Raw genomic sequence first — 22,652 nt, 5'->3', positions numbered from 1 at the left:
GTATAGATATAATAATGAGAGAATACATTCCTCAATAGGATATGTACCCCCTCATGAGTATTATTTAGCAAATATAAGCTAAAATGAGTTTGAGTTAATATTGTCTATTTAACGGGGTGCTATCCGAATGTTGAGAGTAAAAATAGATGAAGAGTAACTTAATTTTTATATGATAAATAAGAATAATTTAGAGTTTAACAAATTCCAATCTAGCAAGTAGTGTTTTCTCATTTCCAGCAGTTTTTTTTAAGAAAACTATTCAACAAAAAGTTTTTCGTATTGTTAATGACATAAAAGAGCGGGGGATAGGCAAAATTTAAAAGTGCTAACATGTATTAGCACTTTTAAATTTTAATGTACTTAATATGGTTTCTTTATTATGTGTTGCAAGTTCCAAGGTAATTGATAACTTTTAATATGTTCAAATTTTACAATCTTAACTGAGCCAAAAGCTCCAGTTTCAATTATAATTCTATCATCACCAACAGTATTAATTGGTCCAACAAAAGGGTGTGCTATAACCTCTAATCTAATTAGATATCCATTTCCTCCTTGCCTCTCAACATTTACTATATCAACACTATAGGGAAAGATTATGGGCAATTCGGTTAAATATTCTTTGTAATAGTTATTTAGTTCTTTCTGCATATATGGAACAAGTAATGAAATAACCATATCTCTATAAATAACTTCCTTTGAGTTCTCTGTTAACTAGGGCTGCTCAATTTTAGATGGTTGTTTCATAATTAATTCATAGGCAGAGCATGGAATTGTAAAAGATGTTATTACTGCTAAAAGGCTTATTACAAATATAATTTTTTTCAAGAATACCACCTCCAAAGAGTGTTCTATAAATAGTTTCTCTTATTAGTGGATTTATATGATGTGACCATAAAATAAAGAAAATCTTTCTACTGAATTTCAAAATACAGCATATTCACGTTGAATAATACGGTATCATAAGTAAATTATTTAACTATGATAATTTCTTTTTAATAATATTTTGATAATATGATGGCAACTCATAACTTTTAATATGTTCAAATTTCTCGATTTTAACTTTATCTATTGGATTTATTCTAATAGTAATATAATCAAGCCATACATCAAGGTGTGATCCCACATATAGTATAAGGCTCCTTCAATTCAAATATAAAATTATTATTTGAAAATAATTCGAATTACATGTTTAATTTATATGCTCAATATTACCAGCATTCATAATGGATTATATCTTCGAGTTTCTTTCTTGAACGAGCTTTAGGCGTTTCATCGGGATAGCCAATAGTTATAACTCCAACTACATATTTGTCAGAAGGTATATTTAAAACTGGTCTAATCTCTTCTTGTGTAAACTCAGCAACCCAGCAGGCTCCTAATCCTAAATTATTAGCTTGTAGCAACATGTATCCTGCTGAAATTGAGGTATCTCTAATTATTCGTTTCACCTCATCATGGGGACTATTATCATCCAAATAAACATATATATCTTCTTTTATTCTACAACGTACATCTGCAACACATACAATAAAAACAGGAGCTGTAAGCATCCATTTTTGATTATGAGAAGCCTCCATTACTTTCTGTCTCATTTTTTCAGAATTTACTACTATATAGCGCCAAGGCTGTGTGTTATTACCTGATGGCGCAAGTCTTCCACTTTCAAGTAGCTCAGTTATTTTTTCATTTTCAACTGGCTTGTCAATATACTTTCTTATGCTTCTACGCATTTCAATTTCTTTAATCATTTATTATTTTCACTTCTTTCAATAATATTTTTAGTACGTTTTAATAGAATGATGTGTCATAAAACTGTATCCTCTAATCTTAATTAAGGTATAATACCAAATCCAATAACAATTAATATACAGCATATAAATAAAACTATATTCCCACCAAACCCCACCTTGGATAAGACTCTAACAACCTTATTTTCTTGTATATTTGCAGGTTTAATGTATCCTATTCCTAATGCACAGTAAACAAATAATAGAAATAAATTTAAACTACTTGAAGCCATTATTGGTAACCATTCAGAATCGCTTATTCTTAATCCTACTACCCATGCATATATGCCAAAAATAAGTAATAAGCATGATAAAATAACTAAAGTGGTTCTAATAAATTTAATAATCTTCTTAATAATAACACCTCCAAAAATTCATATCTTTTCTTTTTGGTTGTTTAATAATAAATTACTATTTTAAACTAAGTATAGTTTATATATATAATAATTATAGCAAAGTTTTCATTATGCGGAGGGCAATGTTGCAAATGTTATGAGAAAGAACAAATAAAATGGCGAACGTTTGTTTGCATAACTTTCGGTGGAATGTTAATACTATAAATGAAATATACGGTAAAGGATAATATAAGCTATAGTGCTAAAATTACTTATGGAAATAGGGAGATAACTTCCTTAGATAAAGAAAAAGTTAAATTTATAAGTTTTTATTCAGATATGTATATAAGAGTTGAGGATGAGGAAAGGGTATTGGAATATGAAATAGAATTTCAAACTGTTTATGATAATAGTATGGCTATAAGAATGTATAGATAAAGCCTATGAAAATGATAAAATAAATATAAGAGATTATGATGAAATGACAACAGTAATAGAAAATATAAATTCTTATTTTTTAGATATGTATGGAAGGTATGAGAATATAGATGAGGAGGTAAGAAATATGGTAAAAAGCTTTTATGATCCCAAAGTAGAGGAAAGGGGAATTCAAAAGGGTATAGAAAAAGGAATGGAAGAGGGTATTGAGAAAGGAAAGATAGAAGTAGCTAGAAATTTATTGAAAATGGAAATGGATTTATTAGCTATAATGCAAGCAACAGGGTTATCAAAAGAAGATATTGAAAAAATTCAAAAGTGCTAACATGTATTAGCACTTTTGAATTTGAACATAATATGCTTATTAATGGAAGAAAAACACAGCTATTGGTCCTGTTCTTTTTCGTCTAACTGTTTTTGAATTTTTGCCTGTTTTTTCTTGTTCAGATAATTAAGGCAGGACAGTACAAAAAAAACCGAAAGGGTTGCGCTGATAAAAGTAACTGCCAACACGGCGATAAAATAACCTCTACCATCTTCCTTATATTGTTCTGCATACTGTGTATAGTTCAAAACACCGTTAATCGCTGTTACTACAATTCCGGCTACTATACTGTTCACAAAAGGTATGGCTTTAGCTCGTTTTTCTTCGCTGTATATGTTAAGTCCCAAGGTCATGTACCGTATTATCATGTAAATAGACATTCCGAAGAAGCATATAAACTCAACGGCATACTGCTTAAACGGGGCGTTTAGCAGAAACTGCTGTACGAGCATTGAACAGAAAAGCGCAACCATTAAAATGCTGTATGCTTCACTATTTATTTTACGGCGTTGCGCTACAACTCTTTCGTCTTGCAAATTTTGCTTTTTCATTTCAATTCCTCCCAAAATAAATCATTTAATGTTTTGCCAAGCGCCTTACAAATCGCTATACAAAGGTTTAGTGTAGGGTTATATTCACCTGATTCTATCAGCCCGATAGTTTGTCTGGTAACGCCTACGGCTTTTGCCAAGTCCTCCTGTTTCATATCAACTTCCATTCTGGCGATTTTCATTCTCTTGTTTTTCATAGAATGCCACCTTTCGTAGCCCTAGTATACATCATACATTGCATAATGTAAAGTATACATTGCATTTGTGCTTGATGAATTTTTATGACAACCACTTTTTATGTCAAAAGAAAAAACCCCACAGGAGCAATTCTAAAAGCTATTTTAATATTAAAAAAAAGATAAATCCAAATAGTTATGGGGAAGATATAATAGAATATATTCATTCATGCGAATTTAGAATAATATTGTTATTGCTATTTATAATAATACAAAATATCAGTTTAACTATTTTAATTAATTAATCCCATAATTTTTTTACTATGGCAAAGCATAAGTCTATCTTATATAATAGTAACATACTAAAAATTTTTGAGAGAAGGTTAAAGTACAGATGAAAAGAATAAATGAAATTTTTAGTGATTACGAAACAGGTGGAAACATAAATACTGCCATTGTGGAATCCGTGGTTTTAAGTAGAAAAACTAAGACTGTGGAAATGAAAATAAGATCAGATAAATATATTGAAATAAGAGAACTTGGACACTTTAATAAGTTTATTATAAAAAGATTTGCATTAAGAGATTCTAAAATAGCTGTAAAATATGCTGACGGAACAGATAAAAAGCCAATAGAAGATGAACTAAAAAATATTATATTCTTAATTGCAGATAAATATCCTGCATTGAAAGCAGTGCTAAATAATAGTGAGTTTGAAGTGGATGATAATACTATAAATTTCAATTTTAGAGTTCCAGTATCAGATTTTTTAAAATCCAGGGATTATGATGAAAAAATCCATAATACCATAAAAAATCTGTATGGCGCAGACTATAAAATAAATTTTGTTGACAAAATAAGCAGTGAAGAGTTGAAAAGGATGCAAGAAGAGAAACGTGCAAATGAAATGCTGCTTATTACAAAGGGAGTCAATAATGCCATAAGCAATAATACTCCTAAATTGTCTAAGGACACTTTTGAGAAAAAGCAGGAAATAGGTAGAGAAACCTATGGAAAAAAAGGAGATCCATTCTTGATATTAGGCAGAAGTAGTAAAATTAAGGAAGCCAGAATAAAAATTACTGACATTACACCAGATGAGGGAAGGGTTTGTATAGAAGGCGAAATATCAAATATTGAAGAAAAGGAATTAAGAAGCGGGAAAATATTAGTTTCCTTTGACTTGTATGACGGTTCAAGTTCCATGACCTGTAAGGTATTCTGCAAACCTGGTGAAGAAATGAATGTATTATCCAGGCTTAAAAAGGCTAAAGGTGTTAGGCTTGCCGGAAATGCAGGCTATAGCAAGTTTACCGATGAAATTGAAATTATTGCAAACACTATAGTAGAAACGGAAGGTATTAAGAGAGTTAAGAGACAGGATAATGCAAAGGTGAAGAGGGTAGAACTGCATATGCATACACAAATGAGTCAGATGGATGCTATGACCAGTGCTACTGATTTGATTAAAAGGGCCATGAGCTGGGGGATGAAATCTATTGCTATAACGGATCATGGAGTGGTGCAGTCATTTCCTGAGGCACATAAACTTTTAGGAAGGGATAATCCTGATATGAAGGTTATATATGGAGTAGAAGCCTATTTAGCACCAGATAAAAAACCTTCTGTAACAAATCCAAAGGGACAGAGTATTGATGCAACTTATTGCGTACTGGATCTAGAAACCACAGGTCTTTCGGCGGTGACAGAAAAAATTACTGAAATAGGAATAATGAAACTAAAAAGTGGAAAAGTAATAGATAAATTCAGTTGCTTCGTAAACCCTGAAAAACCTATTCCACCAAGGGTTGTAGAGGTTACAAATATAACCGATGATATGGTAAGGGGTGCAGAAGCCATTGAGCAGGTATTCCCTAAAATGCTGGACTTTATTAAGGGTAGTGTTTTGGTTGCTCATAACGCTTCATTTGATGTGGGTTTCTTAAAGCACAATGCTAGAGTTTTAGGCTATGATTTCGATTTTACATATGTAGATACATTGTCCTTAGCGCAAAGTCTTTTCCCTAATTATAAAACTTATAAGTTGGGGAGAATTGCTAAAAACCTTGGCATAAAGGTAGAAGTTGCCCACAGGGCCTTAGATGATGTTGACACCACTGTCAAGGTGTTCAATATAATGATTGCAAAATTAAAGGAAAGAGGAGCAGAAACTATTCAAGATATAGATACATATGGCACTGATGAGGAGTCTAAGAAGGAGGAATATAAAAAGCTTAAAACCTATCATGCAATAATACTGGCAAAGGATTATGTGGGGTTGAAAAATTTATATAAGCTTATATCCTATTCCCATTTAGACTATTTCTATAAAAAGCCTCGTATTTTAAAGAGTGTGTTTAAAAAATATTCAGAGGGCTTAATCCTTGGTAGTGCCTGTAGTGAAGGCGAGTTGTATCAGGCAATACTTTTAGGAAAATCTGATGAGGAAATTGAAGCCATTGCAGAAGAATATGATTATTTGGAAATACAGCCTTTAGGAAATAATGGGTATTTAGTAAGGACAGGTCAGGTACCAAATAGGGAATATCTAAAAGAAATTAACAGAAAAATTGTGAACCTTGGAGCAAAGCTGAATAAACCTGTAGTGGCAACAGGTGATGTTCATTTTATGGATCCTGAGGATGAGATATACAGGCGTATATTGGAGGCAGGACAGGGCTTTAAGGATGCAGATAATCAGGCACCATTATATTTAAAAACTACGGAAGAGATGCTTCAGGAATTTTCCTATTTAGGAGAAGAAAAGGCATATGAAGTAGTAGTTACAAATACAAATAAAATAGCGGATATGTGTGAGCCAATTAGCCCTATTTCCCCGGAAAAAGCCACACCGCACATAGATGGCTGCGAGCAGACCATTAAAGATATGGCTTTTGGGAGGGCACATGAACTATATGGAGATCCATTACCAGAAATTGTTCAGGATAGGCTTGATAAAGAGTTACATTCTATCATAAAAAATGGTTTCTCTGTAATGTATATTATTGCTCAAAAATTGGTGTGGAAATCAAATGAGGATGGCTATCTGGTAGGCTCCAGAGGTTCTGTTGGTTCCTCTGTTGTAGCATATATGACTGGTATAACGGAAGTAAATGCACTGCCGCCTCATTACAGATGCCCTAAATGTAAGTATTCTGATTTTACGGATTACGGCATTAAAAATGGATTTGATCTGCCAGATAAGGTTTGCCCTGTTTGTGGGGAAAATCTAGCCAAGGATGGAATAGATATACCTTTTGAAACTTTCTTAGGGTTCAATGGTGATAAGGAGCCGGATATAGATTTAAACTTTTCGGGAGAATATCAGGCAAAGGCCCATAAATATACAGAGGTTATCTTTGGAAAGGGCACAACTTTTAAGGCTGGAACCATAGGCACTATAGCAGAGAAAACAGCTTTCGGATATGTAAAAAAGTACTACGAAGAAAAAAATCGTACAATAAACAAGGCTGAAATCACCAGAATATCAAAAGGCTGTACAGGTATAAAAAGAACTACAGGACAGCATCCCGGAGGAATAATAGTTGTACCAAAGGGTCGTGAAATTTTTGAATTTTGTCCCGTACAACACCCTGCTGATGATCCAGATTCAGATATTATAACAACACATTTTGATTATCACTCTATTGACCAGAATTTATTAAAACTAGATATACTAGGGCACGATGATCCTACAGTAATAAGGATGCTGCAGGATATAACCGGAGTTGATCCTAAAACCATACCCATGGATGATAAGGAAACTATGTCTATATTCTCATCAACTGAAGCTTTGGGTGTAACTCCGGAGCAGATAAATTCCAAGGTAGGGACATTTGGTATTCCTGAATTTGGTACTAAGTTCGTAAGAGGAATGCTGGTAGATACTATGCCAAAAAAATTCTTCGATTTAATATGTATTTCTGGACTTTCTCACGGTACTGATGTATGGGTGGGAAATGCTAAGGATTTAATTGATTCGGGAGTGGTTACATTAGGGGAGGCAGTATGTACTAGAGACGATATTATGATTTATCTTATTAAAAAAGGTTTGCCGCCAAATACTGCCTTTAAGATAATGGAGTTGGTACGTAAAGGTAATGCACTAAAGGATCCTGAGAAGTGGGCGGAATATGAAGCTTTAATGAGGGAACATGATGTACCGGAATGGTATATAGATTCCTGTAAAAAAATAAAATACATGTTTCCTAAGGCCCATGCTGCAGCTTATGTAATGATGGCCTTTAGAATAGCTTGGTTTAAGGTTCACATACCTAAGGCATATTACGCAGCATACTTTACCATTAGAGCAAAGGCCTTTGATAGCGAATTTATGATATTCGGAAAAGAAAAGGTTAGAGAAAAGATGAAGGAAATTGAGAGCATGGGTAATCAAGCATCTCCTAAGGATAAGGATATGTTCGATGACTTAGAAATAGTTTTAGAAATGTACGAGAGGGGCATTAAATTTCTGCCTATTGATTTATATAAATCTAATGCTACCAAATTCTTAGTAGAAGAGGATGGTCTAAGACCGCCTTTAAACAGTATAGCTGGTATGGGAAACGTGGCAGCAGAAGGCATATACAATGCAGCACATGAAGAAAAGCAACTAAGTTCTATAGAAGATTTAAGGAAACGGGCTAAGATTGGAAATGCTTCTATAGATCTGCTTAAGAAGTTTGGCTGTTTAAAAGGCCTCCCAGAAAGTGACCAAATATGTTTTTTTGATGTAATGTAATAACAGAATAAACTCTAAATGCCCGAAAACCTTCGGATAAACAACGGATATTTTCGGGCATTTTCTCTTAAATTTATTATTACTATATATTTATAAATTTACAATTACACAAATTAAAATTCTAATCACATTGTGGAGGTAAAAATGAACTATTTATTGTACAACTTTAAGGTTAGAAAATATCCTACCATATTCCTTATCTTTGGTATTTTTATTAGCATAAGTATTTTATCCTTTAATATAAGCTATACAGAATCATTGAAAAATAAGGACAAGATCTTATCTTTACAAGAATCAGATTATTCTTTATTTACCATTGGTAGTACTAAACAACTTAATACAATAGAAAATCATATTTTAAATTTATCAGATAAATCATATGTTAACTTAAGCATACCGGTTTCTACCACTAAAAATAAAGACTATACCTTAGTTGGTGTTAGATTTTCAGATTTACAAACTTATAAACCTGATATAGTAAATGGATCTTTTTTTTCAAAAAATCAATCAAATTCTAATGAAAAAATTGCAATAGTAGGTAGTTTACTAAAGAAACAAATTTATAAAAGAAATAAAACTCAATATATAAAAATTAAAAATGAAGAATTTAGAGTAATAGGCATAAATAAAACCATTAATGACATTAATTCAATTTTTATTCCAATGAAAACATTTTTTCATATGTACGGTACTGAGCAAATAATAAATATAAAAATTTTAGCTGCAAATAAATTAATAAAAGAACAATCCTACTATAAAAACATAATTAAAATGATGAGTGAAGATTCTTCTTTAATAGATTTAAAGTCTGAATCATATAATTTGTCTAATTATATTCTAACTTTTATAAGTTTTCTAATATTAATAATAGCTATTATTAATACTATTAATTTTACAGCCTTTTGGATTGATGAAAGGAAAAAAGAAATAGCAATAAGAAAAACAGTAGGGGCAACTAATAGTGATATTAAAAAGTTAATATTTAATGAAATACTTGCTTTATCCTTTACAGCTTTAATACTTTCAATAATTGTACAATCTATTATTTATTTTATAATTAATAAATTATTAATTCTAGATTTTTATTTATCTATATCACTTAAAAACTTATTCCTTTCAAGCATTGTGTCAATATTTATCTCTGTTATTAGTTCTTTGCCAGCCTATACAAAGTCAACTAAAATTGAACCTGCTGTTATCCTAAAAGAAGAGTAAATTTTATTATTTACAGAGAGGAATTAATTATGACGTTTTCAAAAATTATCCTAATACTAAAATCTTTATTTAAAAGAAGATTAGCTACAATACTTACAATACTTCAATTATCAATTTGTACTTTTAGCTTTTTAATTCTTATACAATTCAATAAATATTATTATACTAGAGGCAATTTATATAATAGTATCATTGATGTAAATAGAACATTAGTTATAGATAGATCTAGTTATAATTCCGATAATTTTTCTAAAATAAAAGATGAACTTAATGATCTTATTAAGTTAAAAAATAATGGATACATTTCTGAAATAAGAGTTTTAAGCAAAGGTGGTTCTCTTAGGGTAAATAATACTTACTATCCGTATTATCAAGCATCAGAAGGCTTTTTTTTAAAATTGAATATTAAAATGGATAAAGGAAGAATGTTTAATCATGAAGAATTAACCCAGCTGGGACCATTTGAGGAAATACCCATCATAATTGGACATAACCTTGGGAAAGTTCTTAAAATTGGGGATACTCTTGAAGAAACCTATAAATATAATGATTCAGAAATTACTGGAGAGTATAAAAAAGTATTTAAAGTAATTGGTATTGCAAAACCTTCTTCACTTATAACTTTACCAGCTAATGCTACTATTTTTGATATATTTATAAATGATAATGCTATTTATGCCCCTTTGTCTGTTTGGAAATACTACTTAACTGACAAAACTAAAAATAAATCTTACATAAATCGTTCAATTTCCAACCAAAAAAAATATAACTTAAAATATGAAGTTAATAACGATAAAATAGTTTTATATAATGATGAGTTTATTTCCTCTATTCTTAATATGGATTTTCAGATAATAACTAATGAAAATAAAAATATTGATACAATAAAACAAATATGCAATAACGTTAGCAAAAAAAATGGTAGTAACTTAAAATTTATAAAATTACAAGATAAAAATAAACCTATAATTGAATTACTTAATCAAAGTTTTATAGGAATTTTAGTTTTTTCTATAATATTATTTTTATTTTCTATAACTGGTATTATAGGCACTACTCTATATTCAATTAATAGCAGAAAAAAAGAATTTGGTATAAGGATATCTCAAGGTTCTACACTATATGGAATAGCTAATCTAATTTTTAGCGAAATATTAATTACAAATATAATTTCCTCGATAATTGTAATTTTACCATTTAAAGTTTTAGAAACTTATATAAACAAATATTTAAGTAATAATATCGAATTATCCTATTTGTTAAGTTTTGATTTTAAAAATTTACTTCAAGTTTTTATGTTAGTTTTAGCAACCACAATTTTGAGTTCCATTATTCCAATTAAAAAAATTGCTAAATTAAATATAGTAGACTTACTTAAGGGGGATAGATAAAATGGCTTTAATATCTTTAAGAAATATTGAAAAAATTTATAATAAAGGCTCCATTAAAACTCATGCATTAAATGGCATTAACATGGATATTAATTCAGGTGAAATGATTGCTATAATGGGTCCTTCTGGTTCTGGAAAATCTACTCTTCTAAATATCATAGGCTGCATTGATACTCCAACTAAAGGTGAATATATCTTTAATAATAATAACATAAGTAACTTAAGCAATAGAAATCTTGCTAACATTCGAAATGAAAATATTGGATTTATATTTCAAAACTTCAATTTGCTTAATGAGTATAATCTTATAGATAACGTAACTTTACCTTTAGTATATAAAAAAAATTTTAGTGGTTCTATGAAAAAACTTGCAATTGAAATGTTGGATAAGGTTGGGTTAAAGGAACATATTAATAAAAAACCTACAGAACTTTCTGGTGGACAACAGCAAAGAGTTGCCATTGCAAGAGCTTTGATAACTAACCCAAACATCATATTAGCTGATGAACCAACTGGATCTTTGGATAAAAAAACTGGAAAAGAGATTATGGATCTACTTGTTTCAATAAATTCAACAGGTACTACTATTGTTATAATAACCCATGATTCACGCGTTGCAAAATATTGTTCGAAAACAATATTTATAGAAGATGGTTTATTAATTTAATTCTTACTTATTTTATATCTTGGTTTAAGAAAATATTTGCACATAAAAAGATTATCTTACCTGTAAAAGTGAAACCTAGGAGGGACAGTTAACAACTTTTAAGCTTTTAGACAAGCATTTTAGTAAAAAGTTATTAACTGTCCCTGATTATACAAAGGCCGTTGAGCCAAGACCAATTATCATAGAAAGGCTTAATGCTGCTACAAAACTTTTGTTTACAATTTGTTAATAATACTGTGATAGAACTGCCATGTTTTGCGATTAATATTATTAATGTAGTAAATAAGTCATATATGAGAAACTACATTGATATATTGGAGGTGAAGAACTGTTGCAATAAATCTATAAAAATGTGGTAAAACCTAATATAAATTAGCAAGGTATATTTTATCTTATTTTGTGGGATAATACTAATTAGCTATTGTGAATCCCATATACTGCGAAAGTGGTATAGTCATAGGGTAGAACCTTGAGGGTGTTAGTGTAAATACAAAACTACTTGCGTAAGTAGTTAGCGAAAACCAAGCAAAATAGGAGAATACAAGATATTACACATAAAAGTAAACTTGTATATGTACCATGCGTTGTATGGGAATTTAAGCCCTCGGAGTATCATATCAAACGAAAGTAGCTTTATTGCAAAATCGGATACATTGAATAGGGAATTAAACAATACTTATAGATTTTTATAGGTTATTGGCAACGGCAGGCATGGATATTAGGAATATAGAACAACCTAAATCAGATAATGCATTAAATAATTTGTTTTATAATATGGATCTGCAGTGGACACAGCATTGGGAGGTACTTTCATTTTTAATTATAGTTGCTGCAAAGGTACTGTATTATGGGAAACTAATTTCTCCAGGTTTTTTTGACCCTAAACTTGTACAGGCACCAGTTGTAGCTTCTATTCTACCCTTGGCGGCTATTGCTTATTTATTTAAAAATAAAGGAAGAACAAGAATTCTTTATATATTAAACATAATCATTAGTATAATTTTATTTGCAGATACGGTTTACTATAGCTATTTTAAAGATATTATATCTATAGGAGTAATAAGAGATGGTCTATTACTTAAAGATGTATCATCCAGCTTAGGGGCTTTAATAAAGCCTAAAGATTTTGTATATTTTATTGATATAATTCTTTTTATTCCATTAAATATGATAATGAAAAGGGTAAATCGTAAAGAATTGTCATTTAGATTGAGGATGATGATTTTTATATTAATGTTTTCATTAGGTATTATATTTGACGGGAATTTCATTTATAAGCTTTCTAAGGAGCAGCCATTGTTGATTACTACCATGAGTAATAAGCTTTATTTAACAAGGGCGTTGGGGAATGTTAATTTTCACATTTTGGATGGTTATAATTTTATTGCTAATAAGATAAGCAGTAGTAAAAGTATTTCAGATAGCATAAAAAATAGAGAGCATAGCTTTAAAATAGATGATAAAGTAGGATTGGGATTAATTAAATCAGACTTTTAGGTAGTTAAGGCAAGTCCCCTGGTGAAATATTAAGGGGACTTAATTAATTATTTTTAATTTTTTCTATAAATGCTTTTGTAGCCTTGGATATAGAAATTGAACTATTTAGTATATATGAAAAATGTCGTCTATAGCTTTGATCTAATTCTATAATGGATACTTCTTTATTTTTTTCTGCCTCTTCCGCCACATAATTTGAGATAAGAGTAATGCCAAGATCATTTCTCACTGCTTCTTTTATGGAATAATTGCTTCCCATTACCATTATGTTCTTGGGGATTATTTCATTTGCAGTTAAAAACATGTTTAAATACTCCCTTGTGCCTGAACCTTCCTCTCTGCAAATCCACCTTTGATTTTGCAGCTTTTCTATAGAAAAACCCTCTGATGCTAAAGGATGCTCATATGGAACCATCAAAACCATTCTGTCCTTTGAAAAGTATTCCTTTACAAAATCAAATCTTGTGGAAAGACCTTCTATCAAGCCTATATCCAGCTTAAAGTCTTCTACGCCTTTACATATATCAGAAGTATTTTTTATTACTACTTCAATTTTTACATCGGGGTATTCTTTAGAGTATTCCTTTAGTAGTTTTGGTAGATAATATTCACCTATGGTATAGCTTGCACCTATTTTCAAATGACCTTTTAGGGAGTGTGACGTATTGTTTATCTCTTCTATTGAGCTTTCCATTAACATTAATATTTCTTTTGCCCTTTTGTATAGAAAATCGCCGCTTTCTGTAATGACCATATTTTTTTGCTTTATAGACCTTTCTATCAAAATTGTATTAAAGTAGCTTTCTAAATTTTTGATGTGTACGCTTACAGTAGGTTGAGATAGATTTAAATTTTCTGCAGCCTTAGTAAAACTGTTATATTCTACTACTGCCACAAATGTTTTTAACTCTTCAAGCATTTTAACATCTTCTTTCTTTAAATCTGTATAATCATTAAATATTTTAATGATTATCATATAATATATTTATTTTACTTATAATTATATAGGATCTATACTGTGAATAGAAGAAATATTTAAAATTATTTTAATGATTAAATAGATAATGTGGAGGAAAAAGAATGGGATATAAGTTAAGTAATGAACAAGTTAATGAGCTTTTCCAGAATCTGAAAAAGGACTATAGAATATTTGCCCCAAAAAGATTTAAGAAGCAGGGACGTTATTCGGATACTGACATTATCCGATATGATGAGGTGGATATGGTGGAGGATATTGTGTATAAGGAAAAATCCCACTACTCTGCAAAAGAAGTTCTGACTCCTATAAATCAAACTATATTTTATTTTACTGAGGATGAATTCAAAGAAAGTAAACTAAAAGACAACAGGGGAATATTAATATTTTTAAGACCGTGCGATATAAATGCAATAGAAAGACAGGATAAAATTTATTTGGAAAATGGATTTGAAGATTTTTTTTATAAAAGAATTAGGGACAAAGTTAAATTTATTATGATGGAATGTGTAGAAGGATGGGATACATGTTTTTGTACCGCTATGAACTCAAATAAAACTGATAACTACAGTATGGCTGTTAGATTTGAGGATGATGGACTTTTGTTTGAAGTTAAGGATAAAGAATTTGATTCTTATTTTATAAAAAGACCTGAAGCTGATTTCCAAGTGCAATTTATCGAGAAAAATCAAGCTGAAGTAAATGTTCCTAAAATACCTAATAAAGAGGTTTTGAAAAAGGTAAAAGAACATCCAATGTGGAAAGAATATGATAAAAGATGTGAGGGATGTGGCAGCTGTACAGTGGCCTGTCCAACTTGTACATGCTTTACCACAATGGATGTTATGTATAATGAAAATGCCAATGTAGGTGAGAGAAGAAGGATAATGAGTTCATGTAATATTGATGGATTTGATCAAGTGGCAGGAGGACATATATTTAGGTCAACAGTAGGTGATAGAATGAGGTATAAGGTTCTTCACAAAGTATATGATTTTAAAGAAAGATTTGGAGAAAATATGTGTGTTGGATGTGGAAGATGTACTTCAAGATGTCCACAGTTTATCTCAATGACAGCTACAATCAATAAATTAAATAATGCTGTAACAGAAATTATAAATGAAAAATAAAATTAAAAAATTAGAGGTGAATATAGTGAATAATGTTGTAATGCCTAAACCATGCAAAGTATTGGATGTGGTTCGCGAAACTGAAATGGAATATACCTTTAAAGTTGAGACGGATATAGCGCCGGAGCACGGACAATTTATACAATTATCAATTCCTAAAATAGGAGAGGCACCAATATCTGTAAGTTCATATGGAGAGGGATGGGTTGAGTTTACTATTCGTTCTGTGGGCAAGGTTACCAATAAGATATTTGAGTTAAAGAGGGGTGATACCTTGTTCTTGAGGGGAGCATACGGTAAAGGCTGGCCTGTTGATAAATTTAAGGATAAAAACATGGTCATAATAGCCGGTGGTACTGGAGTAGCTCCAATAAGAAGTATGGTAAACAAGTTCTATGATGAAGAAGGATATGTGAAAAGCGTTAATGTAATAATAGGCTTTAAAAATGAAAAAAGTGTTATATTCAAAAAAGATCTTGACAAATGGTCAAAAAAATTTAATACCATATACTGTTTGGATAATGAGGAAAAAGAGGGCTTTAATAAGGGATTTGTGACTGAATATATAAAGGACATACCTTTTAAAAGCTTTGGGGACAATTATGAAACGGTTATAGTAGGGCCTCCAAATATGATGAAATTTGCCGCTGAAGAATGTATGAGAAATGGAGTATCTCAAGAGAAGATATGGGTTTCCTTTGAAAGAAAAATGTCTTGCGCTGTGGGTAAATGCGGACACTGTAGAATAGATGAAACCTATGTTTGTTTGGAAGGACCGGTATTTAATTATGTAAAAGCAAAGGATTTAATAGATTAAGGAGGACAAACAATGAATCAGGATATAGATATAAAGGCAACTAGAACTAATTGTTTTCGTCAATCAAAGGTTGATGGCGAGTTTATGCTTCAAATGCGTGTCCCAGGTGCATCCATTGATGCAAAATATTTGTCTACAATTCAACATATAGCCCAGACATGGGGCAATGGCACTTTTCATATGGGTGTGAGACAGACATTTGATATGCCAGGGATTAAGTATGAAAATATTCCAGAAGTTAATGCTTATATAGAAAATTATCTAAAAGAAATCCATATTAATGAATGTCATTGTGATATGGAGAGCAATGACAAGGGATATCCAACTATTGGTGCAAGAAATATTATGGCTTGTATAGGAAATTCACATTGCATAAAAGCCAATGTTAATACTTATGAATTGGCTAAAAAAATAGAAAAAATAATATTTCCTTCACACTATCATATAAAAGTAGCTATTTCGGGTTGCCCTAATGACTGTGCAAAGGCTCATTTTCAGGATTTTGGAATAATAGGACAGGCGAAAATGGAATATAATGCTGAAAGATGTATAGGCTGCGGCGCCTGTGTGAAAGCTTGTTCACATCATGCTACAAGGGTATTAAAACTTGGAGAAAATAACAAGGTGGAAAAAGATACTTGCTGTTGTGTAGGCTGTGGGGAATGTGTAATTGCTTGCCCTGCAAGCGCATGGACACGACAACCTAAGAAATTTTATAGAATAGTAATAGGAGGAAGAACAGGAAAACAAACTCCTAGAATGGGGAAAACCTTTGTGGCATGGGCCACTGAGGAAGTAGTATTAGGTATACTGGGAAATTGGCACAAATTCTCGGCCTGGGCTTTGGACTATAAACCGGAATATCTTCATGGAGGGCACTTGATTGATAGAGCGGGATACCACAAATTCAAGGAAATAATTTTAGATGGCGTAGAATTAAACCCGGAAGCTGAAGTAGCTGACAATATATTCTGGACCGAAGTAGAATATAGATCCAATTTTAACGTTAAACCAATTTCTGAACACCATGTTGTAGGAGCCCAAAAATAAACATAGTTTTGGCTTTAGAGGGAGTTTTTACTCCCTCTAAAGCTTAGGATTATGTTTATGACATTGGTTCCTTTGAGTCAAAGATGCCATCCCATCTTTCTATGGTTAACTTCATTTTTGATATGATTGTATCAGCTTTTTCTCTAGTCAGTTTACCTTCCTCAACCTTTTTATTTATATCATCTGTTTTTGCCCTTATGAGTATGGATTTAACTTGTTCAGGAGTCATGCCATTCTTTTCCTTTGCTATTTCAAATAGGGTTTTCCCAGATTTTCTTCCAGCTTCGATGTCTTCCTTTGTTAATTTTAATTCTTTTATGGATGAAAGATCCTCAAAATTACCATTCCTATATTTGGGATTATGAGGTTTAATGGTTCCATCCCATTTTCTTACTTTTTCTCTTGTATCTTTAATTAATTTATCGCCATCATCCCTAGTAAGTTTTCCGTCAGCTACAGCTTTATTTATAGCTTCTGTTTTGTTTTCAATAAGCATGTTACGAACCTGTTCTGGTGTATATTCCTTTGTTTTAGCTAAATCAAATAAGGATTTACCTGAACTTTCTGCCTCTGTAAATTCCTGTTCTGTTAGCCCTAATTGTTTAGCTAATTTGTTAAACTCTCTATCTCCATGGAATACTTTGTGTTTACATTCTTGAATTTTCTTAGCAGGCTGCATGACTTCTTTATAGTCTGGGGTGGATAATGCAAACACCGTAGAATTTAAGCCCATCACCAGCGAAAGACTTAGTACTATAATTTTTTTGATGTTCTGTTTAAACATTTTAGTTACCTCCTTATTTTTTGGCTTTTTAATTTGCCTTAGCATTTTTAGTATGCGCATGAATATGGCAAATAAGTGATGAAAATATTAACAAGTTTTGAACAATTTGCAGAGGTGCTGATATTTTAAAGAAATTTAATAAGCAGGAAGTAGGCTATGCCTATTGACCATAAGATTATATTGTAGTAATATTACATTATGTTAAAATTTAATAATGTAATTAGTATGATAATCCCAGGGGGGCTAGTATTGCTAGCTGAGAGTAGGAGGAAAATTCCTAGACCCTATAACCTGATCTGGATAATACCAGCGTAGGAAGAGGCTTTATGTATTTTAAAAATATAGGTACAAACCTCTTGTTGGTTTGTACCTTTTTTAATAAAATTATGAAATAATTTTATTAAGCTAATAATTAACAATTGATAGTGGACAGTTAAGGACAATTTTTTCAAATAAAAAATAGCGGGGGTTTTAAAATGAAGTTTTCAGAAAAATTATATGAAAGAGTAAAGGAAATTTGGCAGTCCTATTATAATCATCCTTTTGTAAAGGAAATAGGTGATGGAACTTTAGAGGTGGATAAGTTTAAATATTATATGATTCAAGATTATCTTTACTTATTAGATTATGCTAAGGTTTATGCATTAGGAGTTGTTAAAGCTGATACAGAAGAAGTTATGCGGGGTTTTTCATCTATGGTAAACGGTATACTAAATGGTGAAATGAGTATTCATCGTTCTTATATGAAAAGGCTTGGGGTTACTCAGGAAGAAATAAAAAATGCTAAAGCAAGTCTTGATAACATTTCTTATACTCACTATATGCTTGCTGTATCCTATACAGGAAGTTTAGCAGACCTTACAGTTTCATTACTTTCTTGCATGTGGAGTTATTTAGAAATTGGAACGCATTTAAGTAAAATTCCTGGTTCTACTGAGAATGAATTTTATGGTGAATGGATAAGAGGGTATATATCAAAGGAATATAAAGAGCTAACCCAATGGGTTATAGACTTAACAGATAAGCTTGCATGTGACATGTCAGAAAAGGAACTTAAAAAGTTAGAAGAAATATTTGTTAATACTAGTAAATATGAATACATGTTTTGGGATATGGCCTATAATAAGGGGATGTAATTTATTTATGTTAAAATTTTATGATGTAAATTTTAGATATGAAAATAATGAAAAATATCTTATAGAAAATTTAAACTTTCAAGTAGATAATAGGGAGTTTATAAGCATTATAGGTCCTAGTGGCTGTGGTAAAAGCACTATTTTTAGATTGATTACAGGTCTTGAGAAAGCTGATAGTGGCAATATTTTTATCAATGATGAAAACATAAATAATTTAAAAGGGTATATAGGATATATGCCTCAAAGGGATTTGCTTATGCCTTGGAGGACTATTTCAGAAAATGCTTGTTTACCACTGGAAATACAGGGGAAAAACTCAAAGGAAGCTAAAAGTGAAGCCGAAAAATTATTAGAAGCCTTTGGACTTGGTAAGTATAAGGATAAATATCCAAAGGATTTATCTGGAGGAATGAAGCAAAGAGTTTCATTTATAAGGACTTTACTTACTGGCTCTGATATTATGCTTTTAGATGAACCTTTTAGTGCCTTAGATGCCATAACAAAAATATCAATGCAGGAATGGCTTTTAGAGCAGTGGTCAAATTTGAAAAAAACCATATTATTTATTACCCATGATGTAGAAGAAGCTTTATTTTTATCGAGCAGAGTATTTGTTATTTCCGAAAAACCTATAACCAAATTAAAAGAGATAATTGTTCCTGCTGGTTATCCAAGAGATAGGCATGTTCTAAATATACCAGAAATGATGGATATAAAGGAAGAACTAGTAAATGAATTGAAGCAGAGGGTTGAACTATGAAGAAATATTCATCATCAATAATAGTAATTATTATGTTTTTTGCATTTTGGGAAGGTCTTGCAAGATATATAAATGCTATGTATATACTGCCTTCACCAAGTAAGATAATAGAAAAGATTTGGATTTTAAGGGAATCTCTTTTTAAAGTGCATCTACCAGCTACTTTATTGGTTACATTTTTAGGGCTTTTAATATCAATAGTTTTAGGGGTGGCTTTAGCTGTAGCCATGTCATTAAGTGAAAATATAGAAAAGGCACTATACCCTATAGTTGTTGTTACTCAAACAGTTCCAATTACAGCTTTAGCTCCAATATTTGTACTTTGGTTTGGATATAGCATATGGAGCAGAATCTTGGTAACCATACTCATGACTTTTTTTCCAATAACAGTAAATGTATATGATGGTTTCCGCTCCACAAAAAGGGAAATGGAGGAGCTTTTAATTACCTATGGAGCCAGTAAAAAACAAATATTTTTAAAATTAAAACTTCCATCTGCTCTGCCATACTTTTTTTCAGCTCTAAAAATATCTGTGCCTCTAAGTGTTATAGGTGCAGCTATTAGTGAATGGCTTGGTTCTCAATCTGGTCTTGGATATTTCAGCAAGAGAATGATGACCCAATTAGATGGAGCTGGAGTATTTGCTCCCATAGTGATTTTATCCTTTGCAGCAATAATATTTGTTATTATAATAAATGTTTTAGAAAATAAGATAATCAAATGGAGGAATGAAGTGTGAAAAAGTTTAAGTATTTATCCTTAGTACTGGTATTTGTATTGTTAACTCTCATAGGCTGCACGGGAAAAGAACAAAATAAAGAGTCAGCTAACAGCGGTAAATTAGAAGATGTGGATTTAGTATTAGATTGGTATCCAAACGCAATACATAGTTTTATATATGTGGCTATGGAAAAAGGATATTTTAAGGATGAAGGATTAAAGGTAAACATTAAATTCCCTTCTAATCCAACTGACCCATTAACTTTATCTGCATCAGGTAAAGCAACTCTAGGAATTTACTATCAACCAGATGTAGTTATGGCAAGAACAAATGAAAAAGTTCCAATAAAATCTATAGGGGCTATAGTACATACTCCTTTAAATGTTATAATTTCTTTAAAGGAAAAAAATATTAACTCACCAAAAGATCTATCAGGAAAAACCGTTGGATTTTCAGGAAATCCTTTAAATGTAGAATATCTTAAAACTATGGTGAAAGCAGATGGCGGGGATCCAGATTCAGTAAATGTAATAGATGTAGGCTTTGAATTACTTTCATCTATGATAACAAAGAAGGTAGATGCAACCACAGGCGGACTTATAAACCATGAAGTTCCAGTACTTAAGCATGAAGGATATGAAGTTAATTATTTTAGTCCAGCGGATTATGGTGTGCCAAGATACTATGAAGAAGTATTTGTTGCCAGTGATAATACTATAAAAGAAAAAAGTGAAACTTTAAAGAAATTTATGAGAGCTGTAAAAAAAGGATTTGAATTTACTAAACAAAATCCAGATGCGGCACTAAAAATATTATTAGATAATCAGCAAAAGGATAGTTTCCAACTTACAGAAGCTGTAGAAAAAGAAAGCATAAATATGCTTCTTCCAAGAATGGAATCAAAGGAAGAACCATTCTTATATCAAGATAAGAAGGTTTGGGAAGATAATATTAAATGGCTACAGGAAAAAGGTTTGTTAAAGGAAAAGGTTAATGCAGAAGACTTTTTTGTAAACCTTCAGTAAAAAAGTGTGCAGCACTTTTTTAAAGAATAAATAAAAAAGAATAAATAATAAATAAGGAAAGAATTTTTGCCTATGGCAAAAATTCTTTTTATATATAATAAAAATTTCGAAAGAAATTTTAACAATATCTATTATCTATTATTTATTATTTACCGTAGGGTTCTCGAAGTATATTAAATTCATTTCATGGCAATAATTGTAACATGTAATAAATATTACAGGAAAGGGAGAGAAGTTATGGAAAGTTGTTTTAATACGGATAAAGATAATAAAATTATTGCTCTTGTTGAAAAAGGGAAGAAGCTTTTTGAAAAAAATGAAATTAAGGAAGCTTTTAAAGTTTTTGAGGAAGCAATTAATCTAGATGAAAATTATGCTGAAACCTATATTGTAAAAGCAGAGGCTCATATTGGTATGTATGAAATGGAAGAAGCTTGCCAATGCATAAAAAAATACCTTACTTTTGTTCCTAAAAGTAAAAGGGCTTATTTAGATTTAATAGAAATATATGATGCAACTGCAGAATTTGAAAAAGCAATTTTTTATTGTAATGAATTGCTAAAAGAGGACAATAAAAATGCGGAACTATATTTTAAAAAAGCAGATTTTTATGATATGCTAGGTGAAAATGAAGAAGCTTTAAATTGTTGTGATGACTGTCTTAAGCTAAAGCCTGACTATTATGACGCACTTTGCCTTAAAGGCAGCTTATTAAATGCTTTAGATAGAAATACAGAATCACTAGAGGCATATTCTAAGGCAATTGAAGTAGATAAAACTAACAGTAAGGCTTATCTTGAAAAAGCATTGGTTTATAAGGACATGGATAACTACCATACTGCTTTAGAGTACGCAAAAAAAGCTTATGAGTTAGATCCTGAAGATGAGTGGTGTAAATGTCAATATTCAATAATGAAAAGCATGTTTTTATAGGGCAGCTTAAAAAAGTGGCAACAATTTTTTTGAAACTGAGTCTTGACATATATCAATATATAAACTAAAATAAATTTTAAGAAAGCTGAAGTTAATAATACACTTTTAATTTGGTCCTGAGAGGCCAGAAAGAGGTATAATGATATGAAAAAGATTTTTTGTTGTACAGAAGAAATTATAATTAATTTTAAAATGA

General features: G+C 30.9%; 21 protein-coding genes and 1 riboswitch. Of the genes, 15 read left to right on the top strand and 6 right to left on the bottom strand.

All coding sequences use genetic code 11. The features are described from left to right. Positions 1–360: 360 nt before the first annotated feature. Positions 361–675 carry a DUF3888 domain-containing protein gene (locus tag CLLI_RS02875; protein WP_242975500.1) on the bottom strand — a complete coding sequence of 105 codons (315 nt, stop codon included), beginning with the start codon at positions 673–675 and terminating at the stop codon, positions 361–363. A 533-nt stretch (positions 676–1,208) separates the two neighbouring features. Continuing rightward, a complete protein-coding gene (locus tag CLLI_RS02870; RefSeq protein WP_106062744.1) occupies positions 1,209–1,748 on the bottom strand; it encodes a nitroreductase family protein in 540 nt (179 codons plus the stop codon). 599 nt (positions 1,749–2,347) lie between these two features. Between CLLI_RS02870 and CLLI_RS02860 the strand changes: the two genes are divergently transcribed. Both CLLI_RS02860 and CLLI_RS02855 read left to right on the top strand, forming a co-directional pair. Then, positions 2,348–2,560, top strand: coding sequence for a hypothetical protein (locus tag CLLI_RS02860; protein WP_106062742.1), 213 nt, complete (start codon positions 2,348–2,350; stop codon positions 2,558–2,560). Between the two features lie 43 nt (positions 2,561–2,603). Then, positions 2,604–2,885, top strand: a complete 282-nt coding sequence (locus tag CLLI_RS02855) for an RpnC/YadD family protein (RefSeq protein ID WP_106062741.1) — start codon at positions 2,604–2,606, stop codon at positions 2,883–2,885. Between the two features lie 59 nt (positions 2,886–2,944). On the opposite strand, the gene CLLI_RS02850 is transcribed toward CLLI_RS02855, so the two are convergent. Together CLLI_RS02850 and CLLI_RS02845 are read right to left on the bottom strand one after the other, a co-directional pair. Beyond that, positions 2,945–3,436, bottom strand: a complete 492-nt coding sequence (locus CLLI_RS02850; RefSeq protein ID WP_106062740.1) for a DUF6773 family protein — start codon at positions 3,434–3,436, stop codon at positions 2,945–2,947. Next, on the bottom strand, positions 3,433–3,633 hold the full coding sequence (locus CLLI_RS02845; protein WP_106062739.1) for a helix-turn-helix transcriptional regulator: 201 nt from the start codon (positions 3,631–3,633) through the stop codon (positions 3,433–3,435). The genes CLLI_RS02850 and CLLI_RS02845 overlap by 4 nt, the downstream gene beginning before the upstream one ends. Before the next feature lie 373 nt (positions 3,634–4,006). Here CLLI_RS02845 and polC point away from each other — a divergent pair, with 373 nt between their 5' ends. The 5 genes from polC (at position 4,007) to CLLI_RS02820 (ending at position 13,123) form a co-directional block, all read left to right on the top strand. Beyond that, complete coding sequence (gene polC / locus CLLI_RS02840; RefSeq protein WP_106062738.1) at positions 4,007–8,353, top strand: DNA polymerase III subunit alpha; 4,347 nt, start codon at positions 4,007–4,009, stop codon at positions 8,351–8,353. Positions 8,354–8,497: 144 nt separating this feature from the next. Next, a complete protein-coding gene (locus tag CLLI_RS02835) occupies positions 8,498–9,568 on the top strand; it encodes an ABC transporter permease (protein ID WP_106062737.1) in 1,071 nt (356 codons plus the stop codon). 29 nt (positions 9,569–9,597) lie between these two features. Next, the gene (locus CLLI_RS02830) at positions 9,598–10,959 is read left to right on the top strand and encodes an ABC transporter permease (protein WP_106062736.1); all 1,362 of its coding nucleotides are present in this window, start codon (positions 9,598–9,600) and stop codon (positions 10,957–10,959) included. 1 nt (position 10,960) lies between these two features. Next, entirely contained in the window at positions 10,961–11,626 is a 666-nt protein-coding gene (locus CLLI_RS02825) for an ABC transporter ATP-binding protein (protein WP_106062735.1), read from the top strand. Positions 11,627–12,337: 711 nt separating this feature from the next. After that, positions 12,338–13,123 carry an LTA synthase family protein gene (locus CLLI_RS02820; RefSeq protein ID WP_106062734.1) on the top strand — a complete coding sequence of 262 codons (786 nt, stop codon included), beginning with the start codon at positions 12,338–12,340 and terminating at the stop codon, positions 13,121–13,123. A gap of 43 nt (positions 13,124–13,166) precedes the next feature. Here the strand turns inward: CLLI_RS02820 and CLLI_RS02815 are convergent, their stop codons facing one another. After that, complete coding sequence (locus CLLI_RS02815; protein ID WP_106062733.1) at positions 13,167–14,042, bottom strand: LysR substrate-binding domain-containing protein; 876 nt, start codon at positions 14,040–14,042, stop codon at positions 13,167–13,169. 161 nt (positions 14,043–14,203) lie between these two features. On the opposite strand from CLLI_RS02815, the gene asrA reads away from it, so the two are divergent. Genes asrA through asrC form a run of 3 tightly spaced genes read left to right on the top strand, consistent with a single transcriptional unit; the run spans position 14,204 to position 17,096 of the window. Further along, positions 14,204–15,229 (top strand): anaerobic sulfite reductase subunit AsrA, encoded by a 1,026-nt coding sequence (asrA, locus tag CLLI_RS02810; RefSeq protein ID WP_106062732.1) that lies wholly within the window; start codon positions 14,204–14,206, stop codon positions 15,227–15,229. 25 nt (positions 15,230–15,254) lie between these two features. Beyond that, entirely contained in the window at positions 15,255–16,046 is a 792-nt protein-coding gene (gene asrB, locus CLLI_RS02805; protein ID WP_106062753.1) for an anaerobic sulfite reductase subunit AsrB, read from the top strand. A gap of 12 nt (positions 16,047–16,058) precedes the next feature. After that, on the top strand, positions 16,059–17,096 hold the full coding sequence (asrC, locus tag CLLI_RS02800; protein ID WP_106062731.1) for a sulfite reductase subunit C: 1,038 nt from the start codon (positions 16,059–16,061) through the stop codon (positions 17,094–17,096). 55 nt (positions 17,097–17,151) lie between these two features. Here asrC and CLLI_RS02795 read toward each other — a convergent pair whose 3' ends face one another. Further along, the gene (locus CLLI_RS02795) at positions 17,152–17,880 is read right to left on the bottom strand and encodes a hypothetical protein (protein WP_106062730.1); all 729 of its coding nucleotides are present in this window, start codon (positions 17,878–17,880) and stop codon (positions 17,152–17,154) included. A gap of 226 nt (positions 17,881–18,106) precedes the next feature. After that, positions 18,107–18,216: riboswitch (TPP riboswitch) on the top strand. 140 nt (positions 18,217–18,356) lie between these two features. On the opposite strand from CLLI_RS02795, the gene tenA reads away from it, so the two are divergent. The 5 genes from tenA to CLLI_RS02770 all read left to right on the top strand — a co-directional run bounded on the left by tenA (position 18,357) and on the right by CLLI_RS02770 (position 22,456). Next, positions 18,357–19,016, top strand: coding sequence for a thiaminase II (gene tenA / locus CLLI_RS02790; RefSeq protein ID WP_106062729.1), 660 nt, complete (start codon positions 18,357–18,359; stop codon positions 19,014–19,016). A gap of 7 nt (positions 19,017–19,023) precedes the next feature. Then, a complete protein-coding gene (locus CLLI_RS02785) occupies positions 19,024–19,776 on the top strand; it encodes an ABC transporter ATP-binding protein (protein ID WP_106062728.1) in 753 nt (250 codons plus the stop codon). Next, the gene (locus CLLI_RS02780; RefSeq protein ID WP_106062727.1) at positions 19,773–20,516 is read left to right on the top strand and encodes an ABC transporter permease; all 744 of its coding nucleotides are present in this window, start codon (positions 19,773–19,775) and stop codon (positions 20,514–20,516) included. Before CLLI_RS02785 ends, CLLI_RS02780 begins: the two co-directional genes overlap by 4 nt. Further along, positions 20,513–21,523, top strand: coding sequence for an ABC transporter substrate-binding protein (locus CLLI_RS02775; protein WP_106062726.1), 1,011 nt, complete (start codon positions 20,513–20,515; stop codon positions 21,521–21,523). The genes CLLI_RS02780 and CLLI_RS02775 overlap by 4 nt, the downstream gene beginning before the upstream one ends. Positions 21,524–21,760: 237 nt before the next feature. Then, on the top strand, positions 21,761–22,456 hold the full coding sequence (locus CLLI_RS02770) for a tetratricopeptide repeat protein (protein WP_170063632.1): 696 nt from the start codon (positions 21,761–21,763) through the stop codon (positions 22,454–22,456). Positions 22,457–22,652 lie beyond the last annotated feature (196 nt).

Source organism: Clostridium liquoris (assembly GCF_002995785.1).
Classification (GTDB): Bacteria; Bacillota; Clostridia; order Clostridiales; family Clostridiaceae; genus Clostridium_AO; species Clostridium_AO liquoris.
Note: the sequence above shows the minus strand (reverse complement) of the source record. Positions and strands in the feature narration are given on the sequence as shown.

Coding starts and splice junctions, on each gene's coding strand:
- CLLI_RS02875 (WP_242975500.1), bottom strand. CDS start 675: ATGGTTATTTCATTACTTGTTCCATATATGCAGAAAGAACTAAATAAC.
- CLLI_RS02870 (WP_106062744.1), bottom strand. CDS start 1,748: ATGATTAAAGAAATTGAAATGCGTAGAAGCATAAGAAAGTATATTGAC.
- CLLI_RS02860 (WP_106062742.1), top strand. CDS start 2,348: ATGAAATATACGGTAAAGGATAATATAAGCTATAGTGCTAAAATTACT.
- CLLI_RS02855 (WP_106062741.1), top strand. CDS start 2,604: ATGACAACAGTAATAGAAAATATAAATTCTTATTTTTTAGATATGTAT.
- CLLI_RS02850 (WP_106062740.1), bottom strand. CDS start 3,436: ATGAAAAAGCAAAATTTGCAAGACGAAAGAGTTGTAGCGCAACGCCGT.
- CLLI_RS02845 (WP_106062739.1), bottom strand. CDS start 3,633: ATGAAAAACAAGAGAATGAAAATCGCCAGAATGGAAGTTGATATGAAA.
- polC (WP_106062738.1), top strand. CDS start 4,007: ATGAAAAGAATAAATGAAATTTTTAGTGATTACGAAACAGGTGGAAAC.
- CLLI_RS02835 (WP_106062737.1), top strand. CDS start 8,498: ATGAACTATTTATTGTACAACTTTAAGGTTAGAAAATATCCTACCATA.
- CLLI_RS02830 (WP_106062736.1), top strand. CDS start 9,598: ATGACGTTTTCAAAAATTATCCTAATACTAAAATCTTTATTTAAAAGA.
- CLLI_RS02825 (WP_106062735.1), top strand. CDS start 10,961: ATGGCTTTAATATCTTTAAGAAATATTGAAAAAATTTATAATAAAGGC.
- CLLI_RS02820 (WP_106062734.1), top strand. CDS start 12,338: ATGGATATTAGGAATATAGAACAACCTAAATCAGATAATGCATTAAAT.
- CLLI_RS02815 (WP_106062733.1), bottom strand. CDS start 14,042: ATGCTTGAAGAGTTAAAAACATTTGTGGCAGTAGTAGAATATAACAGT.
- asrA (WP_106062732.1), top strand. CDS start 14,204: ATGGGATATAAGTTAAGTAATGAACAAGTTAATGAGCTTTTCCAGAAT.
- asrC (WP_106062731.1), top strand. CDS start 16,059: ATGAATCAGGATATAGATATAAAGGCAACTAGAACTAATTGTTTTCGT.
- CLLI_RS02795 (WP_106062730.1), bottom strand. CDS start 17,880: ATGTTTAAACAGAACATCAAAAAAATTATAGTACTAAGTCTTTCGCTG.
- tenA (WP_106062729.1), top strand. CDS start 18,357: ATGAAGTTTTCAGAAAAATTATATGAAAGAGTAAAGGAAATTTGGCAG.
- CLLI_RS02785 (WP_106062728.1), top strand. CDS start 19,024: ATGTTAAAATTTTATGATGTAAATTTTAGATATGAAAATAATGAAAAA.
- CLLI_RS02780 (WP_106062727.1), top strand. CDS start 19,773: ATGAAGAAATATTCATCATCAATAATAGTAATTATTATGTTTTTTGCA.
- CLLI_RS02770 (WP_170063632.1), top strand. CDS start 21,761: ATGGAAAGTTGTTTTAATACGGATAAAGATAATAAAATTATTGCTCTT.